A 20327-nucleotide genomic window follows, 5' to 3' on the forward strand; every position below is an offset into this window, starting at 1 on the left:
ATGATGACCATGTCGAATGCGTATAAAGCGGCGGGAGTCGATATTGAAGCGGGTTATGAAGCGGTATCACGCATGAAAAAGCATGTTCAAAAAACGATGCGTCCAGGAGTATTAAGTGGGCTGGGCGGTTTTGGCGGCATGTTTGATTTATCTCAATTGAATTTACGCGAGCCTGTCCTTGTCTCAGGAACGGATGGAGTAGGAACGAAGCTATTGCTTGCGATGATGATGAATAAGCATGATAGCATTGGGATTGACTGTGTGGCCATGTGTGTGAACGATATCGTTGTTCAAGGAGCTGAGCCGCTTTACTTTTTAGACTATATCGCTTGTGGAAAAGCTGAACCTGAGAAAATTGAGAGTATTGTAAAAGGGATTGCAGAAGGCTGTGAGCAAGCAGGTTGTGCATTAATCGGTGGCGAGACGGCTGAAATGCCTGGCATGTATAGTGAAGAAGAATATGATTTAGCTGGCTTTACAGTAGGAGCATGTGAAAAGACGAACCTGATTACCGGCCAGAAAATCAACCAAGGCGATTGTATAATCGGATTAGCGTCAAGTGGCATTCATAGCAATGGCTATTCGCTTGTACGTAAAGTTTTATTAGATGACGCGAAAATGGATGTAAATGCATTTATTCCAGAGCTGGACTGCGAACTAGGAGAAGAACTTTTAAAGCCGACTAAAATTTATGTGAAGCCAATTTTAGCGGCGTTGAGTGAGTTTGAAATTAAAGGGATGGCTCATATAACTGGCGGTGGATTTATTGAGAATTTACCGAGAATGATGCCTGAAAATTTAGGAATCGAGATAAAGTCAGGATCTTGGGAGATTCCGCCGATCTTCACCCTTCTTGAAGAAAAAGGAAAAATTAGTCGTGAGGATATGTACAATATTTTTAATATGGGCATCGGCATGGCTCTTGTCGTCGAGCAGGAAAAGGCTTCCGAGCTTCTAGCCTTTTTTGAAAAACGTGGCGAAGTGGCGTATCAAATTGGTGCAGTCGTGAATCAACCTGGTGTAAGTATTGCGAGTGAATCATGAAAAAAATAGCAGTATTTGCATCGGGGAGCGGGAGTAACTTTCAAGCAATCGTGGATGCGGTTAAGGCAGGCACGCTCGAAGCAGATATTCGTTTGCTTGTCTGTGATCAAGAGTCCGCTTATGTTTTACAAAGAGCCGAAAAAGAGAAGATTGCTAGCTTTTGCTTTTCTCCAAAGTCTTTCCATGACAAAGCTGCGTTTGAACAGGAAATCGTGAAGCAGCTTAAATCACAGGATGTTGAATTCATTGTCTTAGCAGGATATATGCGATTGATCGGACCAACACTTTTACAAGAATATCCTGAAGCAATCGTGAACATCCATCCTTCTTTATTGCCAGCTTTTCCAGGTATTGATGCAATTGGTCAAGCGTTTGATGCAGGGGTGAAGGTAACTGGCCTTTCGATTCATTATGTGGATGCAGGGATGGATACAGGTCCAATTATTGCCCAAAAGGAAATTGAGATTCTGGAAAATGATACGAGAGATCGTTTACAAGAACGAATTCAGCAGGCCGAGCACATCGCCTATCCAGAAGTGCTTCAACAGCTGTTTATGAAGGAGAAATCAATTTCTTCTCATTAATTTTTGAACAATGAAGTTTTTTATGAACGATTTAATTTAGTGGAAGTTGAACGGTTAGCTTGCGCTTTTAAGATTAGAAAGTCTATGGTTTTTCAACAAGTTTGTGTGTCTAGCGCAAGTAGATTAACACTTCGAAGTCATAAGCCAAGCAATCTGATAGAGAGAAGAGTATCCAACAGCTTGCTTGTCTTATGCTTGTCGGGTTCGCACTGGATGTGCTGACTTCGACGTTCGAAACAGGACACCTGGCGGGTTTTAGTCAAAGTTCATTCAATAGGCGCTTGCGCTTTTCTAACGAGGAGGATTCATTATGGCAAAACGTGCATTAATCAGTGTTTCAGATAAAACAGGTATCGTAGAATTTGCAATTGGTCTTAAAGAGGCAGGCTTTGAAATCGTGTCTACTGGGGGTACGAAGAAGACGCTTGTTGAAAATGGAATTGACGTGATTGGGATTAGTGATGTAACAGATTTTCCTGAAATTTTGGATGGCAGGGTTAAAACGTTGCATCCAAATGTTCACGGTGGATTATTGGCAAGAAGGAATGATGTCGCACATCAAGCACAATTAGAAGAATATCAAATTCAACCAATTGATCTAGTTTGTGTCAATTTGTATCTGTTCCAGCAGACGATCGCGAAACCTGATGTGACGCCTGAAGATGCGATTGAGAACATTGATATTGGTGGTCCTACTATGCTTCGTTCAGCTGCGAAAAATCATGAATTTGTGACAGTCGTTGTGGACCCAACAGACTATGAATCCGTACTTACCGAGCTTATTGAAAATGGTGACGTATCAGCTGCAAAGAAACGAAAACTTGCTGCGAAGGTATTCCGCCATACAGCTGCCTATGATGCTGTTATATCCGAGTACATGACAAAGCTTGCTGAGGAAGAAAATCCTGAAAGCTTAACACTCACATATACATTAAAACAATCACTTCGATATGGTGAAAACCCTCATCAACAAGCTGCATTTTATCAAAAACCATTAGGTTCTACTTTTTCTGTGGCGTATGCCAAACAATTGCACGGTAAAGAACTGTCATACAACAATATTAATGATGCTGATGCCGCTTTACAGATCGTCAATGAATTTGAAGAGCCAGCAGCTGTTGCTGTTAAGCATATGAATCCATGTGGAGTTGGGGTTGGTAATTCGGTTGCTGAAGCGTTTAAGAAAGCGTATGAAGCAGATTCTACGTCCATTTTTGGTGGAATTATTGCTTTAAATCGTGAAGTAGACCAGGAAACAGCTGAAATGCTCCGTGAAATTTTCCTTGAAATCATTATAGCTCCTCACTTTTCCGAGAAAGCACTAGAGATTTTAACTGCGAAAAAGAATATCCGTCTGTTAACTGTAGCTTTCGATGGCAAGCAAAAATCTGAACGAAAAACTACATCCATTCAAGGGGGATTACTCGTTCAAGATTTGGATACTTATGGGTTAGACCATGCAACTATAACAATCCCAACGAAACGCCAACCATCTGAAGATGAGTGGGCAGCAATGAAACTAGGCTGGAAAATCGTGAAGCACGTGAAATCTAATGCAATTGTCGTAAGTGGCGAACAGATGACGTACGGTATCGGTGCTGGACAGATGAACCGCGTAGGGGCAGCTAATATTGCTTTAGAACAGGCTGGTGAAAAAGCAAAAGGTGCGGCTCTTGCTTCTGATGCATTTTTTCCAATGGATGACACTGTTGAAGCGGCGGCTATTGCTGGTATCACAGCTATTATTCAACCTGGTGGGTCTGTACGTGATGAGGATTCGATTAAAAAGGCAGATGAATACGGCATTACAATGGTGTTTACAGGCGTTCGTCATTTTAAACACTAAGTTTTTGGGTTCAATAGGCTAATGGTTTTTAATATTAGGAAGAGGTGATTCCATGAACGTGTTAGTGATTGGCAAGGGTGGACGTGAGCATGCATTAGCAAAGAAACTATCCGAAAGTAAGCAGGTTCATCAAGTATTCGCGGCTCCAGGTAATCCAGGCATGGAGGATGTGGCGGAACTCGTTCAAATTGATGAAAATAATCATAAGGAACTGATTGCTTTTGCTAAAGATCAGAATGTTACCTTAACCATTATTGGAGCCGAAATACCTTTGGTTAATGGAATTGTCGATGAATTTAAAGCAGCTGGTCTACAGGTATTCGGGCCTGATAAACAAGCAGCTATAATTGAAGGTAGTAAAACCTTTGCAAAAGATTTAATGAAAAAATATGAAATTCCTACTGCTGCATATGAAACATTTACAGATATCGAGTCAGCAAAAACGTATTTAGCTGAAATCGGTGTTCCAATTGTAATAAAAGCAGATGGACTTGCTGCTGGGAAAGGTGTAGTCGTTGCCCACACGATGGAAGAGGCACTGGAAGCATTACATGGAATGCTTGTTGATGAGAAATTTGGTGAAGCTTCAGCGCGAGTTGTCATGGAGGAATTCCTTGAAGGTGAGGAATTTTCGCTAATGGCATTTGTAAATGGAGAGAAGGTTTACCCGATGGTTATCGCTCAAGATCATAAGCGGGCTTATGATGGTGATACTGGTCCGAATACAGGTGGAATGGGTGCGTATTCGCCTGTTCCTCAAATTCCAGAAAGCGTGGTTGCTGCGGCAGTCGATCAAATTGTAAAACCAGCAGCGGCAGCACTTGTTGCTGAGGGTCGCTCTTTTACAGGCATTTTATATGCAGGTTTAATTGCTACGAATAAAGGAACAAAAGTGATTGAGTTCAATGCACGTTTCGGTGATCCAGAAACTCAAGTTGTCCTGCCAAGACTAAAGAATGATTTTGTTGATACGCTTCTTGCTGTTTTAAACGGGAAGGACTATGAGCTTGAATGGGACGATGAATCTGTAATCGGGGTAGTTGTCGCAGCAGCTGGTTACCCTAGCGAATATGTCAAAGGAGCACCGATACATGGTCTAGGGGAATTAAGTGAGGATGTTGACATTTATCACGCAGGTACTGCCAAGAATGATAACGGTGACTATACGACAAATGGCGGTCGAGTACTGCTTGTGGCCGCAAAGGGAACCGATCTTCTTAGTGCACAAGCAAAGGTTTACAAAGAGTTAGAAAAGATTCCTAACCAAGATTTATTTTGGAGAAAAGACATTGGCCATCGCGCCATTTTAGTGGCCAAATAGAGGGTCCTCCAATGATTTAGAACGTCATAAGGGTCTGATCTCGCACTTTAAATCAGTATGTAGTGTTTTATACACTTATCTGAATTTGGTTGCTGCGGGGTCTGACCCTTTCTGACCTTCATTGGATACCTTTTTTAAGTTTCTGTATTTTCATCATCTGAGATAAGATCATTCCCCATCCCCATTTGAGTTAATAAATGTTCTCCTTTTTTTATGATGTTATGGTTCCCGCTTAATCTCCCTTGACACTTTTCATAAAGGGCAACAAAGGGACAAAAGCGAAGAATTCCTTCCCCAATTTTCATACCAGAACACATGGCTATAACTAAATAAGATCCTTTCCACGGTTTTCTGGCCATTTTTGAAATCGACCATGCTAAAAAAGTAAAACCACAAGTTATTCTGAGTAATGCGTTTGGAATGCCGATATTTGCTTGGACTTTCATAATAGATAATCTCCTTCACGAAATATTCACACTATTTAACGTAACTTTAATGTATTAACTCGTTAAATGTGTTAGGATTAATAAAAATGGGTGAATATTACTTATTTTGGTTCTTTACATGACTTTTCAATATAAATATAGTAGTTAAATCTAAAAAAATGGAGGGGTTCTCTTGTTAGAGCAACGTTATCGATGGAAGAATAAACATATACGCGAGCATGTCGATGTACTAGACGGAAACAGAGCTCCACATATACTTCTACAAAATGCAACGTATTTAAATCAGTCAGTGCGAAAGTGGATAAAAGCAAATATTTGGATTTATGATGATCGCATCGTCTATGTGGGGGACAAAATACCTGACAAATTAGATCATTGCGAAATTGTTGACTGCCAAGGCAGCTTTTTAGTTCCAGGTTATATTGAGCCACATTCGCATCCATTTCAATTATATAATCCCCAGACTTTAGCTCGTTATGCATCGTATTTTGGAACAACGACATTGATTAATGATAACCTAATGCTTTTTTTGCAATTAGAAAAAAAGAAAGCGTTTTCTTTATTGAAGGAATTACGAAATATCCCAGCTAGTATGTACTGGTGGTGTAGGTTTGATGGGCAAACTGAACTACGGAATGAAGAAACAATTTTTACTCATGGTGATGTAAAGGCGTGGCTCGAGCATGATGCCGTATTGCAAGGTGGGGAGCTGACTGCATGGCCCAGGCTGCTTGCTGGAGATGATATGATGCTTCATTGGATCCAAGAAGCAAAGCGAATGAGAAAACAAATCGAAGGCCATTTCCCCGGTGCATCGGAAAAAACGTTAGCGAAAATGATGTTATTTGGGGCCGATTGTGATCATGAAGCCATGACAGGAAAAGAAGTGTTGTCTCGATTGATGCAAGGGTATACGGTTTCTTTGAGAAATTCTTCGATCCGACCGGACTTAGAAAATATATTGAAAGAAATTCATGAGCTTGGGATCGATCAATACGACCATTTCTTCTTTACGACGGATGGTTCATCGCCGTCATTTTACGAAAGGGGTTTCATCGATACGATGATTAAAATCGCAATTGAACAGGGCGTTCCGATTATAGATGCATATAATATGGCTACGATTAATGTTGCCCGCTATTATAATATTGAGTACTTACATGGAAATATTGCAACGGGCAGAGTCGCTAATATTAATTTCCTTCAATGTGAGACAGAACCAGCACCTGTTTCTGTTCTAGCGAAAGGAAAATGGGTGAAGCGTGACGGGGTGGAGCTTGAAGATTCGTCTGTTGTTCATTGGGGTGAATATGGATTCGGAGAGTTACAGTTAGAGTGGGAATTGGATAGTAATGATTTAGAGTTCTCGATGCCATTCGGTTTTGAAATGGTCAATGATGTGATTACGAAACCATACTCGATTACATCAGATTACTCTGATGGAAATCTGTCATTCGAGCATGATGAATGTTATTTTGTAATGATTGACCGTGGTGGAGAGTGGAGAATTAATACGATGGTTAAAGGCTTTGCCAATCAATTATGCGGGTTTGCAAGCACGTACTCAAATACGGGAGACATAGTTCTAATTGGAAAAAGAAAAGAAGATATGCTTCTTGCTTTTCAGAGAATGAAGGAAATTGGCGGCGGGATTGTAATTGCTGAGCAAGGGAAAATCATTTTTGAAATGCGCTTAGCATTAAAAGGACTGATTTCTGAAAAATCAATGCCAGAGCTAATTAAAGAGGAAAAGGAATTGAAACAACTGCTTCAAGAAAGAGGATATGTATTTTTAGATCCAATATACACATTGTTATTTTTCTCATCTACACATCTTCCGTATATCCGTGTAACCCCAACGGGAATGTATGATATTATGAATAAAACAGTTCTCTTTCCTACAATAATGCGTTAAAATGTAAAAGAAGACTTTTAAAATTAAGGGCGTAACATGGAAACAGGTAGGGAGTGTGCAGGAATGAAAAGGAGTTTACTGCTTATTCTGCTTGCTGTTTTGTTATTGATGGGTGGCTGTATAAAAAAGGTAGCCAAGGATGAACGACCAACCGACAATTCTTCGAGTGAAATTGTCGAACAAGATGAAACTACTCAAGATCCAGTTGATAGTGAAGAGTTTTCAAATTTTTACCCATTAACGGGAATGGCAACGAATGATGATACAGAACATAGGGCGATTGCTGTAATGGTTAATAATCACCCAAAGGCACGGCCGCAAACAGGCCTTTCGAAAGCAGATATTATCTATGAAATGTATGCGGAAGCAGAAGTAACACGTTTTTTAGCGGTTTTTCAAAGTGAAATGCCAAAAGAAGTTGGACCGGTCCGCAGCGCTCGTGATTACTTTATTAAATTAGCGAAAGGGTTAGATTGTGTCTATGTATGTCACGGGAATAGCCCGGATGCTAAAGAGATGCTTGATCAAGGATATATTGATCATTTGAATGGATTACAATATGATGGAACGCTTTTTCAACGTTCGAGTGAACGGAAAGCCCCTCATAATTCCTATATTTCTTTTGAAAACATTGAAAAAGGTGCCCAGCAGAATTCATATGATTTGACAGAAAAGCCTAAAGCCTTTACATTTTTGAAGAAATCTGAAATAGAACTATTACAAGGTGAACCTGCTTCTTTTGTTCAGATTTCTTATGGATCATCCTCATTTGATGTAGAATTTTCGTATGATGAAGACTCAGAAACGTATTCTAGATATTCTAATAATCAACAAACGATTGAATACATTGATGAAACGCCGATTAAGATAGATAATATCTTTATTATAGAAGCACCCCATAAGGTCATAGATAGTGTTGGAAGACGCGATATTGATTTTGAAGCAGGTGGTAAGGCGTATTTAGTGCAAAAAGGCAAATGGCATGAAGTTCAATGGGAAAATAGAGAAGGCCGAATTGTTCCAGTGGAAAATGGAAAAGAAATTGGTTTCGTACCAGGCAAAACATGGGTAAATGTTTTGCCGGATAAGCCAGGGATAAGCCAGCTTGTCCATCTTGGTGCTCAAGAAAACTAGGGGGCAAAACTATGCAAATTGATAAATTAAGGGGAAAAGGTCTGGATCAGCTTTTCGAAGCCGTATTATCACTGAAAGATCTCGAAGAATGCTATCGTTTTTTTGACGACTTGTGTACAGTTAATGAAATACAATCACTATCACAGCGTCTTGAAGTAGCACGCATGCTCCAAGAAGGTAAAACGTATCATCGAATTGAAACCGATACAGGTGCAAGTACAGCGACGATATCGCGTGTGAAACGATGCTTAAATTATGGGAATGATGCTTATACAATGGCATTGGACCGAATTAAGAAAGAGCCAGTAGAAGAAGAATAAGCAAATTAGTTCGATGAATGTTGTTATGTCTTAAGAAAGAGTCAGGGGAATTTTTCCTTGGCTTTTTTATTTGTTTTTTCTGATTTTGACTTTTGAAGCGAACTATCTTTTATAATGAATTTTGGTGTATCTAAAGGGTGGGATTGGTTATTTTGAGGTGCTTTTTCTGGACCATGAAACCTTCTTTCCTGCTCATATTTTTAATCCAGGCTATCGTTTCTTATAAATCTTTTTTTATCAAAAATCTTAATGCTATAATGGTGCTATGAGAAATTTTAATGGAGGATATATGATGTACGATTTTCGAAAGTGGAAGCATGTGTTTAAGTTAGATCCTAATAAAGAGATAAAGGATATAGATTTAGAAAGCATTTGTGAGTCGGGTACTGATGCTATTCTAATTGGGGGAACAGACGGTGTTACGCTTGAAAATGTGTTAGATTTGATGGCAAGAGTTCGTCGTTACACGGTTCCTTGTGTTCTTGAGGTGTCATCTGTTGAAACAGTTACTCCCGGGTTTGATTTGTATTTCATTCCAAGTGTTCTAAACAGCAAAGATTCAAAATGGATGATGAGATTACATCAGCAGGCTGTAAAGGAATATGGTGAAATCATGGATTGGTCTGAGATGCTTGTGGAAGGGTACTGTATTGTCAATCCAGATTGTAAAGCAGCTCAACTGACAGATGCGGATACGAATCTTGATGAAGATGACATTGCTGCATATGCCATGATGGCCGAGAAAATGTTTCATCTGCCGATTTTCTATTTAGAATATAGTGGAATGTACGGCGATCCAAAAGTTGTGAAGAAAGCGAAACAAAACTTAGAAGAGACTGTTTTCTTTTATGGCGGAGGAATTGAAACGGCAGCTCAAGCAAAAGAAATGGCAGAGTTTGCTGATGTTATCGTAGTGGGGAATAGTATCTATGACAATTTAAAGGCGGCACTTGAGACAGTTGCAGCAGTGAAATAGATGACTCTTTTAAATAGAGACAGACTATAGTATAATAAAAAGAACAAACGTTCGTAAGGTGGTGCTTTCATGCAGTTTTTAGCGGAAAAGTTAGTAAAAGGTTTAAATGAGCAGCAGCAAAAGGCAGTGAAGGCAACAGATGGACCGCTTCTTATCATGGCTGGAGCGGGAAGTGGTAAAACAAGGGTGCTTACGCATCGAATTGCTTATTTAATGGTAGAAAAAGAAGTGGCTCCATGGAATATTCTGGCAATCACTTTCACAAATAAGGCAGCACGCGAAATGAAAGAACGGATACGTGGCATTCTTGGTGGAGCATCAGAGGAGATTTGGATCAGTACCTTCCACTCTATGTGTGTGCGGATTTTACGACGTGATATCGATCGCATCGGATATAATCGAAACTTCTCCATTTTAGATACAACTGATCAACAGTCAGTTATAAAGCAAATCTTGAAAGACAAAAACCTCGATCCTAAAAAATATGATTATCGCGCTCTCTTAGGAACAATCAGTTCAGCAAAAAACGAACTAGTAACTCCAGAGGAATACCAAAAAACAGCCGGTGACTTCTATACAAATGTTGTAGCGGAAGTATATACGGAATATCAGAAACGGCTCAGAAAGAATCAAGCATGCGATTTTGATGACTTAATTATGTTGACCATCACGTTATTTCAGCGTGTACCTGAGGTTCTTGAATATTATCAGCGGAAATTCCAGTATATTCACGTGGATGAATATCAAGATACGAACCGAGCGCAATATATGCTCGTTAAGCTTCTCGCTTCACGATTCCGCAATTTATGTGTAGTTGGGGACAGCGATCAATCCATCTATCGCTGGCGTGGCGCGGATATCGCGAACATTCTATCATTTGAAAAAGACTACCCAAACGCAACGATGATTTTCCTTGAACAGAATTATCGTTCAACAAAGAAAATCTTAGAGGCAGCAAATAAAGTAATCGATAATAACCGAAATCGGAAGCCGAAAAATCTTTGGACGGAAAATATGGATGGAAATAAAATCAGATATTTCCGTGCTGATAGTGAACAAGGCGAAGCACAGTTTGTTGCTGGAAAGATTAATGAAATGATTCGTGACAGTTCCAGAAAGTTATCTGATATTGCAATCCTTTATAGAACAAACGCCCAGTCACGGGTTATGGAGGAAGTTTTATTAAAATCTAATCTGCAATATACCATTGTGGGCGGAATTAAGTTCTACGATCGTAAAGAAATTAAGGATATCCTAGCTTATTTACGATTGATTGCCAATCCAGATGACGATATCAGTTTACGTAGGGTCATTAATGTACCAAAACGAGGAATCGGGGCTACTTCTCTTGATAAGGTTGCTGATTATGCGGCAATGACAGATGGTTCGATGTATCAAGCACTGCAGGATATTGACATGATTGGCCTAAGTCCGAAGATCACAAAGGCAGCACGTGAATTCCGTGATTTAATCCATGCCTATACGAATCAGCAAGAATATCTGTCTGTCACCGAGCTTGTAGAAGAAGTGATTGAAAAAACAGGGTATCGTGAAATGCTTCAAGCAGAAAAATCAATTGAGTCACAAAGCCGCTTAGAAAATATCGATGAGTTTTTATCTGTAACTAAATCGTTTGAACAAAGTAATGACGATAAATCTTTGGTTGGCTTTTTAACCGACCTTGCATTAGTTGCCGATATTGATCAATTAGATGATACAGAAGAAGCACAGGAGTCAGTGACACTCATGACCTTGCACTCTGCAAAAGGGCTGGAATTTCCAGTTGTATTTTTACTGGGGCTTGAAGAAGGAGTATTCCCCCATAGCCGTTCACTTATGGAAGAAGAAGAAATGGAAGAAGAACGTAGGCTTGCTTACGTAGGTATCACTCGTGCAGAATCAGAGTTGTATATAACAAATGCCCAAATGAGAACATTGTTTGGTCGTACGAATATGAATCCTGTTTCGCGCTTTATTGCTGAAATTCCAGAAGAACTAATCGAAGATATGAAACCAAAACCCAAAAAATCAACTTTACATTCTTCAAAACCAATACATTCAGGTGGTTCAAGACGTACACCTTCATTTGGAAAAGTGGTTGCTCAGCCGAACGCAACAGGTGGAGACGAAATCGGCTGGCAGGTTGGCGATAAGGCTGCCCACAAAAAATGGGGAACGGGAACGGTTGTCAGTGTGAAGGGTGAAGGTGAAGGCAAAGAATTAGATATTGCATTCCCAAGTCCAACTGGGATTAAACGTTTGCTTGCTAAGTTTGCACCTATTGAAAAAGTATAAAAGAAAGGGCTGGATATATGGACATACAGCAAGCTGCAGGAAAAGTTACTGAACTACAAACGCTATTGAATCAATATGGCTATGAATATTATGTTTTGGATCGGCCTTCTGTCTCAGATGCGGAATACGATCAGCTACTAAGAGAATTGATTGAATACGAAGCTCAATTTCCGGAATTGAGAATACCAGATTCACCAACTCAGCGCGTGGGTGGCGCCGTACTCGAAATGTTTGAGAAGGTAGAACATACAAGTCCTATGCTAAGTCTTGGCAATGCATTTAACGAACAAGATTTACGGGATTTTGATCGAAGAGTACGACAAGCGGTTGGTGACTCGATTTCCTATGTATGCGAACTGAAAATCGATGGACTTGCGATTACGCTTCAATATGAGAACGGGTACTTTAAGCTTGGCGCTACACGTGGCGATGGCACGATTGGAGAGGATATTACTGAAAACCTCAAGACAATTAATTCGATCCCATTAAAACTTAAAGAACCTTATACAATCGAAGTTCGCGGTGAAGCGTTTATGCCGAAGAAGTCATTTGAAGCATTGAACAAGGTAAAGGAAGAACAAAATGAAGAACCGTTTGCTAACCCCAGAAACGCAGCAGCGGGCTCACTTAGGCAGCTCGATCCGAAACTTGCAGCAAAGCGCAAGCTGGATATTTTCCTTTACGCGATTGCTAACTTAGAGGATATAGGTGTTGAGGCCCATAGTGAGGGTCTTGAATTGCTAGACCGTCTTGGATTTAAAACAAATCAAGAACGAAAAACGTGTACATCGATCGAAGAAGTATTAGAATATGTAGAGAGCTGGGTAGAGAAGCGACCAAACTTAGCGTATGACATTGATGGCATTGTAATTAAGGTGAATTCACTGCAACAACAAGAAGAATTAGGAAGGACAGCGAAAAGCCCTCGTTGGTCAATCGCCTATAAATTTCCGGCAGAAGAAGTGAATACAAAGTTGCTAGATATTGAACTTAGTGTAGGGAGAACAGGGGTGGTAACGCCCACTGCTATACTTGAACCAGTTAGAGTAGCTGGGACAACGGTTGGGCGAGCTAGTCTCCATAATGAAGATTTGATACGGGAAAAAGATATCAAAATAGGTGATCAGGTCATCATAAAGAAAGCTGGGGATATCATCCCTGAAGTTGTTAATGTCCTTGTAGATCGACGTACAGGAGAAGAGATTGAATTCAACATGCCAACCCATTGTCCTGAATGTGAAAGTGAGCTTGTCCGACTTGAAGAGGAAGTCGCTCTCCGCTGTATCAATCCAAAATGTCCAGCTCAGATTCGTGAAGGATTGATTCACTTTGTATCACGTAACGCAATGAATATTGACGGTCTTGGCGAAAAAGTAATCAGTCAGTTATTTAGTGAGGGACTCATACAAGATGTTGCGGATTTATATAAATTAACTCATGAGCAGTTGTTAGGCTTAGAGCGGATGGGTGAAAAGTCTGTCAATAATCTAATCACAGCAATAGAAGCCTCCAAAAGTAATTCACTTGAAAAACTATTATTTGGTTTGGGCATCCGCCATGTTGGGGCAAAAGCAGCGAAAACATTAGCCCAAGAATTTATTACAATTGAAGCATTAAGTGGCGCGAGTCGTGAAGATTTAATAGCTATTAATGAAATTGGGGATAAGATGGCAGACTCCGTTGTCTCCTATTTTGACCTGGAAGAAGTTCAAGCGTTGATGAATGAGCTGTTAAAAGCGGGAGTAAATCTCGAGTATAAAGGAGCGAGGCCTGTCGCGGTTGCTCAAATTGACAGCTTTTTTGCCGGAAAAACAATTGTACTGACTGGAAAGTTGCATCAACTTACGCGGAGTGAAGCTCAGGGGAAATTAGAAGCGTTGGGAGCAAATGTTGCTGGAAGTGTCAGTAAGAAAACGGATCTAGTCGTTGCAGGAGAAGCTGCCGGTTCTAAGCTAGTAAAAGCAGAGAGCTTAGGCATTGAAGTATGGAGCGAGGAGAAATTAATCGAAGAACTAACTAAATAGAGGTGTTAGAATGAAAAACATCACCTTCCTCGGGATCATATTGGCTATATTACTTTCCGGGTGTGCCCCGAAATTTGATAAAGAGCAAGAGATTGTGAGTGAAACGGATAATAGTACGGAAAAAGCAATTGTACCGAATTATCAAATTTCTAAGGATTATTATAAAACGATGCTTCCTTTTAAAGAATCAGAAGCACGTGGACTAGTTGTATCTAATTTAAATACTCGCTATGATATCGAGGAATTTGAAACTGGATTAATGAGAATAGCCCAAAAGAATTTTAGTCCAGACAAGTATTTTTTCAGGGAAGGACAAATACTTAAGGGCAGTACGATTAACAAATGGCTTAGAAGAGAATACACGGAAGAACAACTGAAAGAAAAGAAACTGGCTGCAAAAGATAATCTTGGTCTCAATCCAATTGATTTAGGGAAAGGCGATATCGCCGAACGTAGTGAAAAGAGTCCCATTTATTTGGCTAATATCCTCGAGCATGATTATTTAGTGGAAGACAAGAATAATCAGGTTAGTTTAGGCGGAGTTGTCATAGGACTGGCTCTTAACTCGGTTTATTACTATCAAAAAGAAGCCTATGGCGCTACGTATGAAACAAAGATTAAACAGGCTGAATTAGAGAAGCAAGGTAAAGCGATTGCTGAAAAAGTCGTGCAGCGTTTACGAGAGAACAAAGAGATGAGCGGTGTACCTATCACGGTTGCCCTATTTGAACAAAAAGAAAGATCATCAGTTGTTCCAGGGAATTTCCTTTATTATTCTCATATAGATGGTAAGAAAAATACGATTGGGAAATGGGAAAGCGTTGATGAAGAATATTATGTATTCCCTTCGACTACAGCTGAAAAAGCGTATCGTGATGATGTAAGGTCATTTAAAAACTTTAAACAGGATGTGGAAAATTATTTTCCAAACTTTAATGGGGTTGTTGGTCGAGCATTTTATGTGAATAAACAGCTACAGGAATTGAATATTGATATCCCCATTCAGTTTTACGGAAATACAGAAGCGATTGGATTTACACAATATGTAACGGGACTTATCATGAACCATTTCACTGAATATATATCCGTTCAGATTTCCATTACATCAGTAAATGGCCCAGAAGCGCTGATTACTCGTAAACCGGGTGATAGTGAACCTTATGTTCATATTTATAAATAAGATAAGGCAGGCAGGCTCTGAAGATAGGATGGGTCTGCTTTCTTTATTTAAATACCAAAGTTCGTCAAATTCCTTCATTATTTCCCGGATAATATTTGTGTATCTATCTGTAAAAGTATCAAAATTCGATCTATTTTTTCTTAAATGGTATTTGAACAGATATTTAGACATTTGCTGTACTTGGAAGTGTTGCTTTAGGGCGTGAAAGTCTGATATTATTTAAATAATTGTTTTTTCGGAAATATGATCGGAATTCAATGAAAAAATAGAGAATATAGCACAACTATGCAGTCTTTTGAAACATCAATGGAGGTGAAGAGAATGTCACGTATATCAATGGAGCAAGTTAAACATGTTGCTCATTTGGCACGTTTGGGCATTACAGAGCAAGAAGCTGAGAAGATGCAAAAGGAACTAGATCTCATGATCTCTTTTGCTGAGCTATTGAATGAACTTGATACAGACGAAGTAAAACCAACTTTTCATGTGTTGGATATGCAAAATGTTATGAGAGAAGATATTTCACAAAAAGGTCTACCTATAGAAGAAGTGTTGAAAAATGCACCAGACAGCAAGGATGGGCATATTCGCGTACCGTCTATTATGGACAAGTAAGGGATTAAGGAGGGATATATATGTCGTTGTTTGAACATAAGGTTTCGGACCTGCATGACCGTTTACATAAAAAAGAACTATCAGTAACAGACCTTGTTAACGAATCATATGAAAGAATTGGACAGGTAGAAAGCCAAGTGAAGGCTTTTTTAACATTGGATGAAGAACGTGCACGGGTAAAAGCGAAGGAACTAGATGATAAACTTGCACGTGGCGAACAATCTGGTGTGCTATTTGGTCTGCCGATCGGTGTGAAGGATAACATCGTGACAAAGAATTTACGTACAACTTGTGCGAGCAAAATCTTGGAGAACTTTGATCCAATCTATGATGCGACTGTAGCGGAGAAGCTTAAACAAGCGGAAACGGTAACAATCGGCAAATTGAATATGGATGAATTTGCGATGGGTTCTTCAAATGAAAACTCAGCTTATCAAGCTACTCGCAACCCTTGGAATACGGATTATGTACCTGGCGGATCTTCAGGTGGTTCAGCTGCTAGCGTTGCTGCGGGTGAAGTTCTGTTCTCACTTGGTTCGGATACAGGTGGTTCTATTCGCCAGCCGGCTGCATATTGTGGCGTCGTAGGATTAAAACCTACCTATGGCCGAGTATCTCGCTATGGGCTTGTTGCTTTTGCTTCATCTCTTGATCAAATTGGACCGATTACCCGTACGGTTGAGGATAATGCTTATTTACTAGAAGCTATTTCTGGTGTAGACCCGATGGACTCCACTTCAGCAAATGTAGAGGTTCCAAGCTTTGTGAATGCTTTAACAGGTGATGTGAAAGGGCTGAAGATTGCCGTTCCGAAAGAGTATCTTGGAGAAGGGGTTAGCGAAGCTGCCCGTAATTCAGTACTATCTGCGTTAAAAGTATTGGAAGGATTAGGTGCAGAGTGGGAGGAAGTGTCTTTACCACATTCCAAATATGCTCTTGCTGCCTATTACTTGCTATCTTCATCGGAAGCATCCGCCAACTTACAACGTTTTGACGGTGTTCGATACGGATATCGTGCAGATAATGCCGAGAACTTAATCGAAATGTACAAGCAAACACGTTCAGAAGGCTTTGGAGACGAAGTGAAGCGTAGAATCATGCTTGGAACATTCTCGTTAAGCTCTGGATACTATGATGCGTATTATAAAAAAGCACAAAAGGTCCGCACACTTATTAAGAAGGACTTTGAAAATGTATTTGCAAAGTATGATGTAATTGTTGGACCGACAACACCAACTGCTGCTTTTAAAATTGGTGAAAACACGGCGGATCCGTTAACGATGTATGCAAATGATATCTTAACCATACCTGTTAACCTTGCTGGTGTTCCTGGAATATCCGTTCCATGTGGATTCTCCAATGGTTTGCCGCTAGGTCTGCAAATTATCGGGAAGCATTTTGATGAAAGCACTATTTATCGTACTGCGCATGCATTTGAGCAAGCGACAGAATTTCATAAACAATTTCCAAAGTTGTAAGGGGTGAATAAGATGAATTATGAAACGGTAATTGGCCTTGAAGTACATGTTGAATTAAAAACAGATTCAAAAATTTTCTCTGCAAGTCCGAACCATTTTGGGGCGGCACCAAATACGAATACGACCGTGATTGACCTTGGTTATCCTGGAACTCTACCAGTTGTTAATAAACAGGCTGTCGATTTTGCTATGAAAGCCGCGATTGCTTTAAACTGTGAAGTTCCGGAAATTACGAAGTTTGACCGAAAAAATTATTTTTACCCGGATAACCCGAAAGCTTATCAAATCTCTCAATTTGATCAGCCAATCGGTGAACACGGCTGGATTGAGATTGAAGTCGGTGGAAAGAAAAAGAAAATCGGCATTACACGCATTCATATGGAAGAAGATGCGGGTAAGTTGACACATACAAATGATGGCTATTCTCTTTGCGACTATAATCGCCAAGGTACACCACTCGTTGAAATTGTTTCAGAACCTGATATTACATCACCTGAGGAAGCCTATGCGTATTTGGAAAAAATCAAATCGATTATCCAGTATACAGGTGTATCAGATTGTAAAATGGAAGAAGGTTCATTGCGCTGCGATGCAAACATCTCCTTGCGTCCTGTTGGACAAAAAGAGTTTGGAACAAAAACAGAATTGAAGAATTTGAATTCATTCAATTTTGTCCGCAAAGGATTGGAATATGAAGAAATTCGTCAAGCTGAAGTGTTAAATGCAGGTGGAGTAATCGAACAAGAAACACGTCGTTTTGATGAATCAACCGGGAAAACACTTCTAATGCGTGTAAAAGAAGGTTCTGATGATTACCGATACTTCCCGGAACCGGATCTTCTGACTATTCATATTGACGAAGAATGGAAAGCACGGATCGCGGCTGAAATACCTGAGCTTCCCGATGCACGAAAAAAGCGTTATGTTGAGGAACTAGGACTGCCTGAATATGATGCGGCTGTTTTAACTGTAACAAAAGAAACAGCTGATTTCTTCGAGGCGACGGTTGAGCAAGGAGCAGATTCGAAACTAGCGTCCAACTGGATCATGGGAGAACTTTCTGCTTATCTTAATGCTGAAGGAAAAGAACTTCATGACATCGCGCTTACCCCTCAAATACTTGCAGGGATGATTAAGCTAATCGAAGACGGAACGATTTCGTCTAAAATTGCCAAAACTGTATTCAAAGAACTTGTTGAAAATGGTGGAGATGCAGAAGCAATCGTGAAAGAAAAAGGTCTAGTGCAAATCTCGGATGAGGGTGCACTTACGAAAATCGTAAATGAAGCACTTGATAACAATCCGCAATCGATTGAAGACTTTAAAGCGGGTAAACAAAAAGCAACTGGCTTCCTTGTCGGCCAAATTATGAAAGCTACAAAAGGACAAGCCAATCCACAGCTGGTAAACAAAATTTTGCTGGTTGAATTGAACAAACGTTAATAGGTAGAAGTTGACTTAAAAAAGATCGAGGATGTCTAATAGGACATCCTCGATCTTTTTTATCCCGTATTAACGGGCAGTAAGACCCCCACCTCAAGGCTTAAAGGGCATAGGTGGGGGACAACTGCCCGTAAAAGCCCGATTGGTGAGATACAGTGAAACTTAAATTTGTGGTTTTCAAAGGTACAGTAGAACGGGACTAACAATCAGTGGGGGATAAAGAAAACCCCCACTGATTGAAGTTTCACTTTATTATAACGAATCTGTAAATTGAGATTTTGCTGAAAAAGATTTGGCATGGTAAGGTGAAAGGAATAAAAATACGTCAGGGATAGTGAAAATAAGATAAAACCATCCAATCGAGAATTGATGGATTACTCTTGAGGTGAAGGGGGAAACTAAGAAGAGAAAAGTGAAAGTGGATGGATAAATGGAGATGGTTATGAATAATCAAAGCTCGCTGATGAAAGGTTCAAACGATAAAACTAGAGTTTTTGAAAAAATTGCTATATAATTTGTTCAGAAATGATTTAATGGATTCTCCGAACCAGGAACATATGGTGAAGGTAATCGGAGAGATAGGCTCAATTTTTACGGAATCGCTATTGATTCCAAGACAATTATTGTTGTTCGTTGCATTCTATTTGGTGAATCGTTACCATATAGTGACTGAAACGTATTTTAACATTAGGATGATGGGAAATGAAAAGAGCAAGATTGATTTATAATCCGACATCAGGCCGAGAAATGATTCGGAAAAACTTACCGGACGTATTAGCTAAGCTTGAAGCGGCAGGGTATGAAGCTTCCTGCCATGCTACAACAGGGGCGGGCGATGCAACACGTGCTGCAGAAATTGCGATTGAACGAGGATATGATGTTGTCATTGCTGCAGGCGGTGACGGTACTATCTATGAGGTTGTAAATGGCCTTGCCGGAGCGGAAAATCGGCCTAAACTTGGTGTGATCCCGACCGGAACAACGAATGACTTTGCGCGAGCTATTCATGTGCCGCGTTCGATTGATGCTGCAGTGGATATTATTACAAAGGGCCATACGATGCCAATTGATATTGGAAAAATGAACGAAAAGTATTTTATCAATATTGCAGGGGGCGGTCGGTTAACGGAGCTTACCTACGAGGTGCCGATAAAGTTAAAAACAATGCTTGGTCAATTGGCTTATTACATGAAGGGCATTGAAATGCTACCATCGATTCGAGCGACGGATGTAACGATTGAATATGACGGGAAGTTTTTTGAAGGGGAAATTATGCTTTTCCTTGTTGCGAATACGAACTCTGTAGGCGGCTTTGAAAAACTAGCACCTGACGCCTCACTAAATGATGGCATGTTTACGCTATTAATTTTAAAGAAAACAAACTTAGCCGACTTTATCAGAGTAGCATCACTTGCTTTACGCGGGGAGCATGTTCATGATAAAAATGTGATTTATGTAAAAGCAAATCGAATTAAAGTAACCGCTAAAAATGAAATGATGCTAAATTTAGATGGTGAATTTGGTGGACTAGCTCCTGCAGAATTCGTCAGTCAGTATCGTCATTTCGATGTTTTCATTCCGGAAAATGCGCTACATGACGATCCAGCAAATAAGCTGGAAATATAAAGTGAAACTTCCATCAGTGGCTTTTTTCACCCTCACTGACGGTTAGGAGAAAAGGGATAAATAATTAAAATGGAGGATGT

The 20327-nt window shown here is 40.0% G+C and carries 16 protein-coding genes; 15 read left to right on the top strand and 1 reads right to left on the bottom strand.

Features of this window, described 5'->3' with window-relative positions; genetic code table 11:
• Nucleotides 1–9 precede the first annotated feature (9 nt).
• The 4 genes from purM to purD all read left to right on the top strand — a co-directional run bounded on the left by purM (nucleotide 10) and on the right by purD (nucleotide 4795).
• Nucleotides 10–1044 carry a phosphoribosylformylglycinamidine cyclo-ligase gene (purM, locus tag AC1MGI_RS06890; protein WP_480349039.1) on the top strand — a complete coding sequence of 345 codons (1035 nt, stop codon included), beginning with the start codon at nucleotides 10–12 and terminating at the stop codon, nucleotides 1042–1044.
• Nucleotides 1041–1628, top strand: a complete 588-nt coding sequence (purN, locus tag AC1MGI_RS06895) for a phosphoribosylglycinamide formyltransferase (protein WP_480349041.1) — start codon at nucleotides 1041–1043, stop codon at nucleotides 1626–1628. The genes purM and purN overlap by 4 nt, the downstream gene beginning before the upstream one ends.
• Nucleotides 1629–1938: 310 nt before the next feature.
• On the top strand, nucleotides 1939–3474 hold the full coding sequence (purH, locus tag AC1MGI_RS06900) for a bifunctional phosphoribosylaminoimidazolecarboxamide formyltransferase/IMP cyclohydrolase (RefSeq protein ID WP_480349042.1): 1536 nt from the start codon (nucleotides 1939–1941) through the stop codon (nucleotides 3472–3474).
• 52 nt (nucleotides 3475–3526) lie between these two features.
• Nucleotides 3527–4795, top strand: coding sequence for a phosphoribosylamine--glycine ligase (gene purD, locus AC1MGI_RS06905; protein WP_480349043.1), 1269 nt, complete (start codon nucleotides 3527–3529; stop codon nucleotides 4793–4795).
• Nucleotides 4796–4929: 134 nt separating this feature from the next.
• Here purD and AC1MGI_RS06910 read toward each other — a convergent pair whose 3' ends face one another.
• On the bottom strand, nucleotides 4930–5241 hold the full coding sequence (locus tag AC1MGI_RS06910) for a YgaP family membrane protein (RefSeq protein WP_480349044.1): 312 nt from the start codon (nucleotides 5239–5241) through the stop codon (nucleotides 4930–4932).
• A 172-nt stretch (nucleotides 5242–5413) separates the two neighbouring features.
• On the opposite strand from AC1MGI_RS06910, the gene AC1MGI_RS06915 reads away from it, so the two are divergent.
• From AC1MGI_RS06915 to AC1MGI_RS06965, 11 genes are all read left to right on the top strand, one after another.
• On the top strand, nucleotides 5414–7156 hold the full coding sequence (locus tag AC1MGI_RS06915; protein WP_480349045.1) for an adenine deaminase C-terminal domain-containing protein: 1743 nt from the start codon (nucleotides 5414–5416) through the stop codon (nucleotides 7154–7156).
• A 63-nt stretch (nucleotides 7157–7219) separates the two neighbouring features.
• Nucleotides 7220–8290: a DUF3048 domain-containing protein gene (locus AC1MGI_RS06920; protein WP_480349046.1), complete on the top strand. Its 1071-nt coding sequence runs from the start codon at nucleotides 7220–7222 to the stop codon at nucleotides 8288–8290.
• An 11-nt stretch (nucleotides 8291–8301) separates the two neighbouring features.
• Nucleotides 8302–8610 carry a YerC/YecD family TrpR-related protein gene (locus AC1MGI_RS06925; RefSeq protein WP_049679714.1) on the top strand — a complete coding sequence of 103 codons (309 nt, stop codon included), beginning with the start codon at nucleotides 8302–8304 and terminating at the stop codon, nucleotides 8608–8610.
• A gap of 292 nt (nucleotides 8611–8902) precedes the next feature.
• Entirely contained in the window at nucleotides 8903–9586 is a 684-nt protein-coding gene (gene pcrB, locus AC1MGI_RS06930) for a heptaprenylglyceryl phosphate synthase (RefSeq protein ID WP_480349723.1), read from the top strand.
• A 69-nt stretch (nucleotides 9587–9655) separates the two neighbouring features.
• Nucleotides 9656–11881: a DNA helicase PcrA gene (gene pcrA / locus AC1MGI_RS06935; RefSeq protein WP_480349047.1), complete on the top strand. Its 2226-nt coding sequence runs from the start codon at nucleotides 9656–9658 to the stop codon at nucleotides 11879–11881.
• Nucleotides 11882–11898: 17 nt separating this feature from the next.
• Nucleotides 11899–13905, top strand: coding sequence for an NAD-dependent DNA ligase LigA (gene ligA, locus AC1MGI_RS06940; RefSeq protein ID WP_480349048.1), 2007 nt, complete (start codon nucleotides 11899–11901; stop codon nucleotides 13903–13905).
• A 10-nt stretch (nucleotides 13906–13915) separates the two neighbouring features.
• Entirely contained in the window at nucleotides 13916–15085 is a 1170-nt protein-coding gene (locus tag AC1MGI_RS06945; protein ID WP_480349049.1) for a CamS family sex pheromone protein, read from the top strand.
• Between the two features lie 321 nt (nucleotides 15086–15406).
• Nucleotides 15407–15700: an Asp-tRNA(Asn)/Glu-tRNA(Gln) amidotransferase subunit GatC gene (gatC, locus tag AC1MGI_RS06950; RefSeq protein ID WP_062184956.1), complete on the top strand. Its 294-nt coding sequence runs from the start codon at nucleotides 15407–15409 to the stop codon at nucleotides 15698–15700.
• Nucleotides 15701–15720: 20 nt separating this feature from the next.
• Complete coding sequence (gatA, locus tag AC1MGI_RS06955) at nucleotides 15721–17178, top strand: Asp-tRNA(Asn)/Glu-tRNA(Gln) amidotransferase subunit GatA (RefSeq protein ID WP_480349050.1); 1458 nt, start codon at nucleotides 15721–15723, stop codon at nucleotides 17176–17178.
• 12 nt (nucleotides 17179–17190) lie between these two features.
• Entirely contained in the window at nucleotides 17191–18621 is a 1431-nt protein-coding gene (gene gatB / locus AC1MGI_RS06960; protein WP_480349051.1) for an Asp-tRNA(Asn)/Glu-tRNA(Gln) amidotransferase subunit GatB, read from the top strand.
• A gap of 702 nt (nucleotides 18622–19323) precedes the next feature.
• Nucleotides 19324–20247, top strand: a complete 924-nt coding sequence (locus tag AC1MGI_RS06965) for a diacylglycerol kinase (protein ID WP_062184945.1) — start codon at nucleotides 19324–19326, stop codon at nucleotides 20245–20247.
• The last annotated feature ends 80 nt before the right edge of the window (nucleotides 20248–20327 follow it).

It is taken from the genome of Peribacillus sp. BM1 (genome assembly GCF_056679975.1).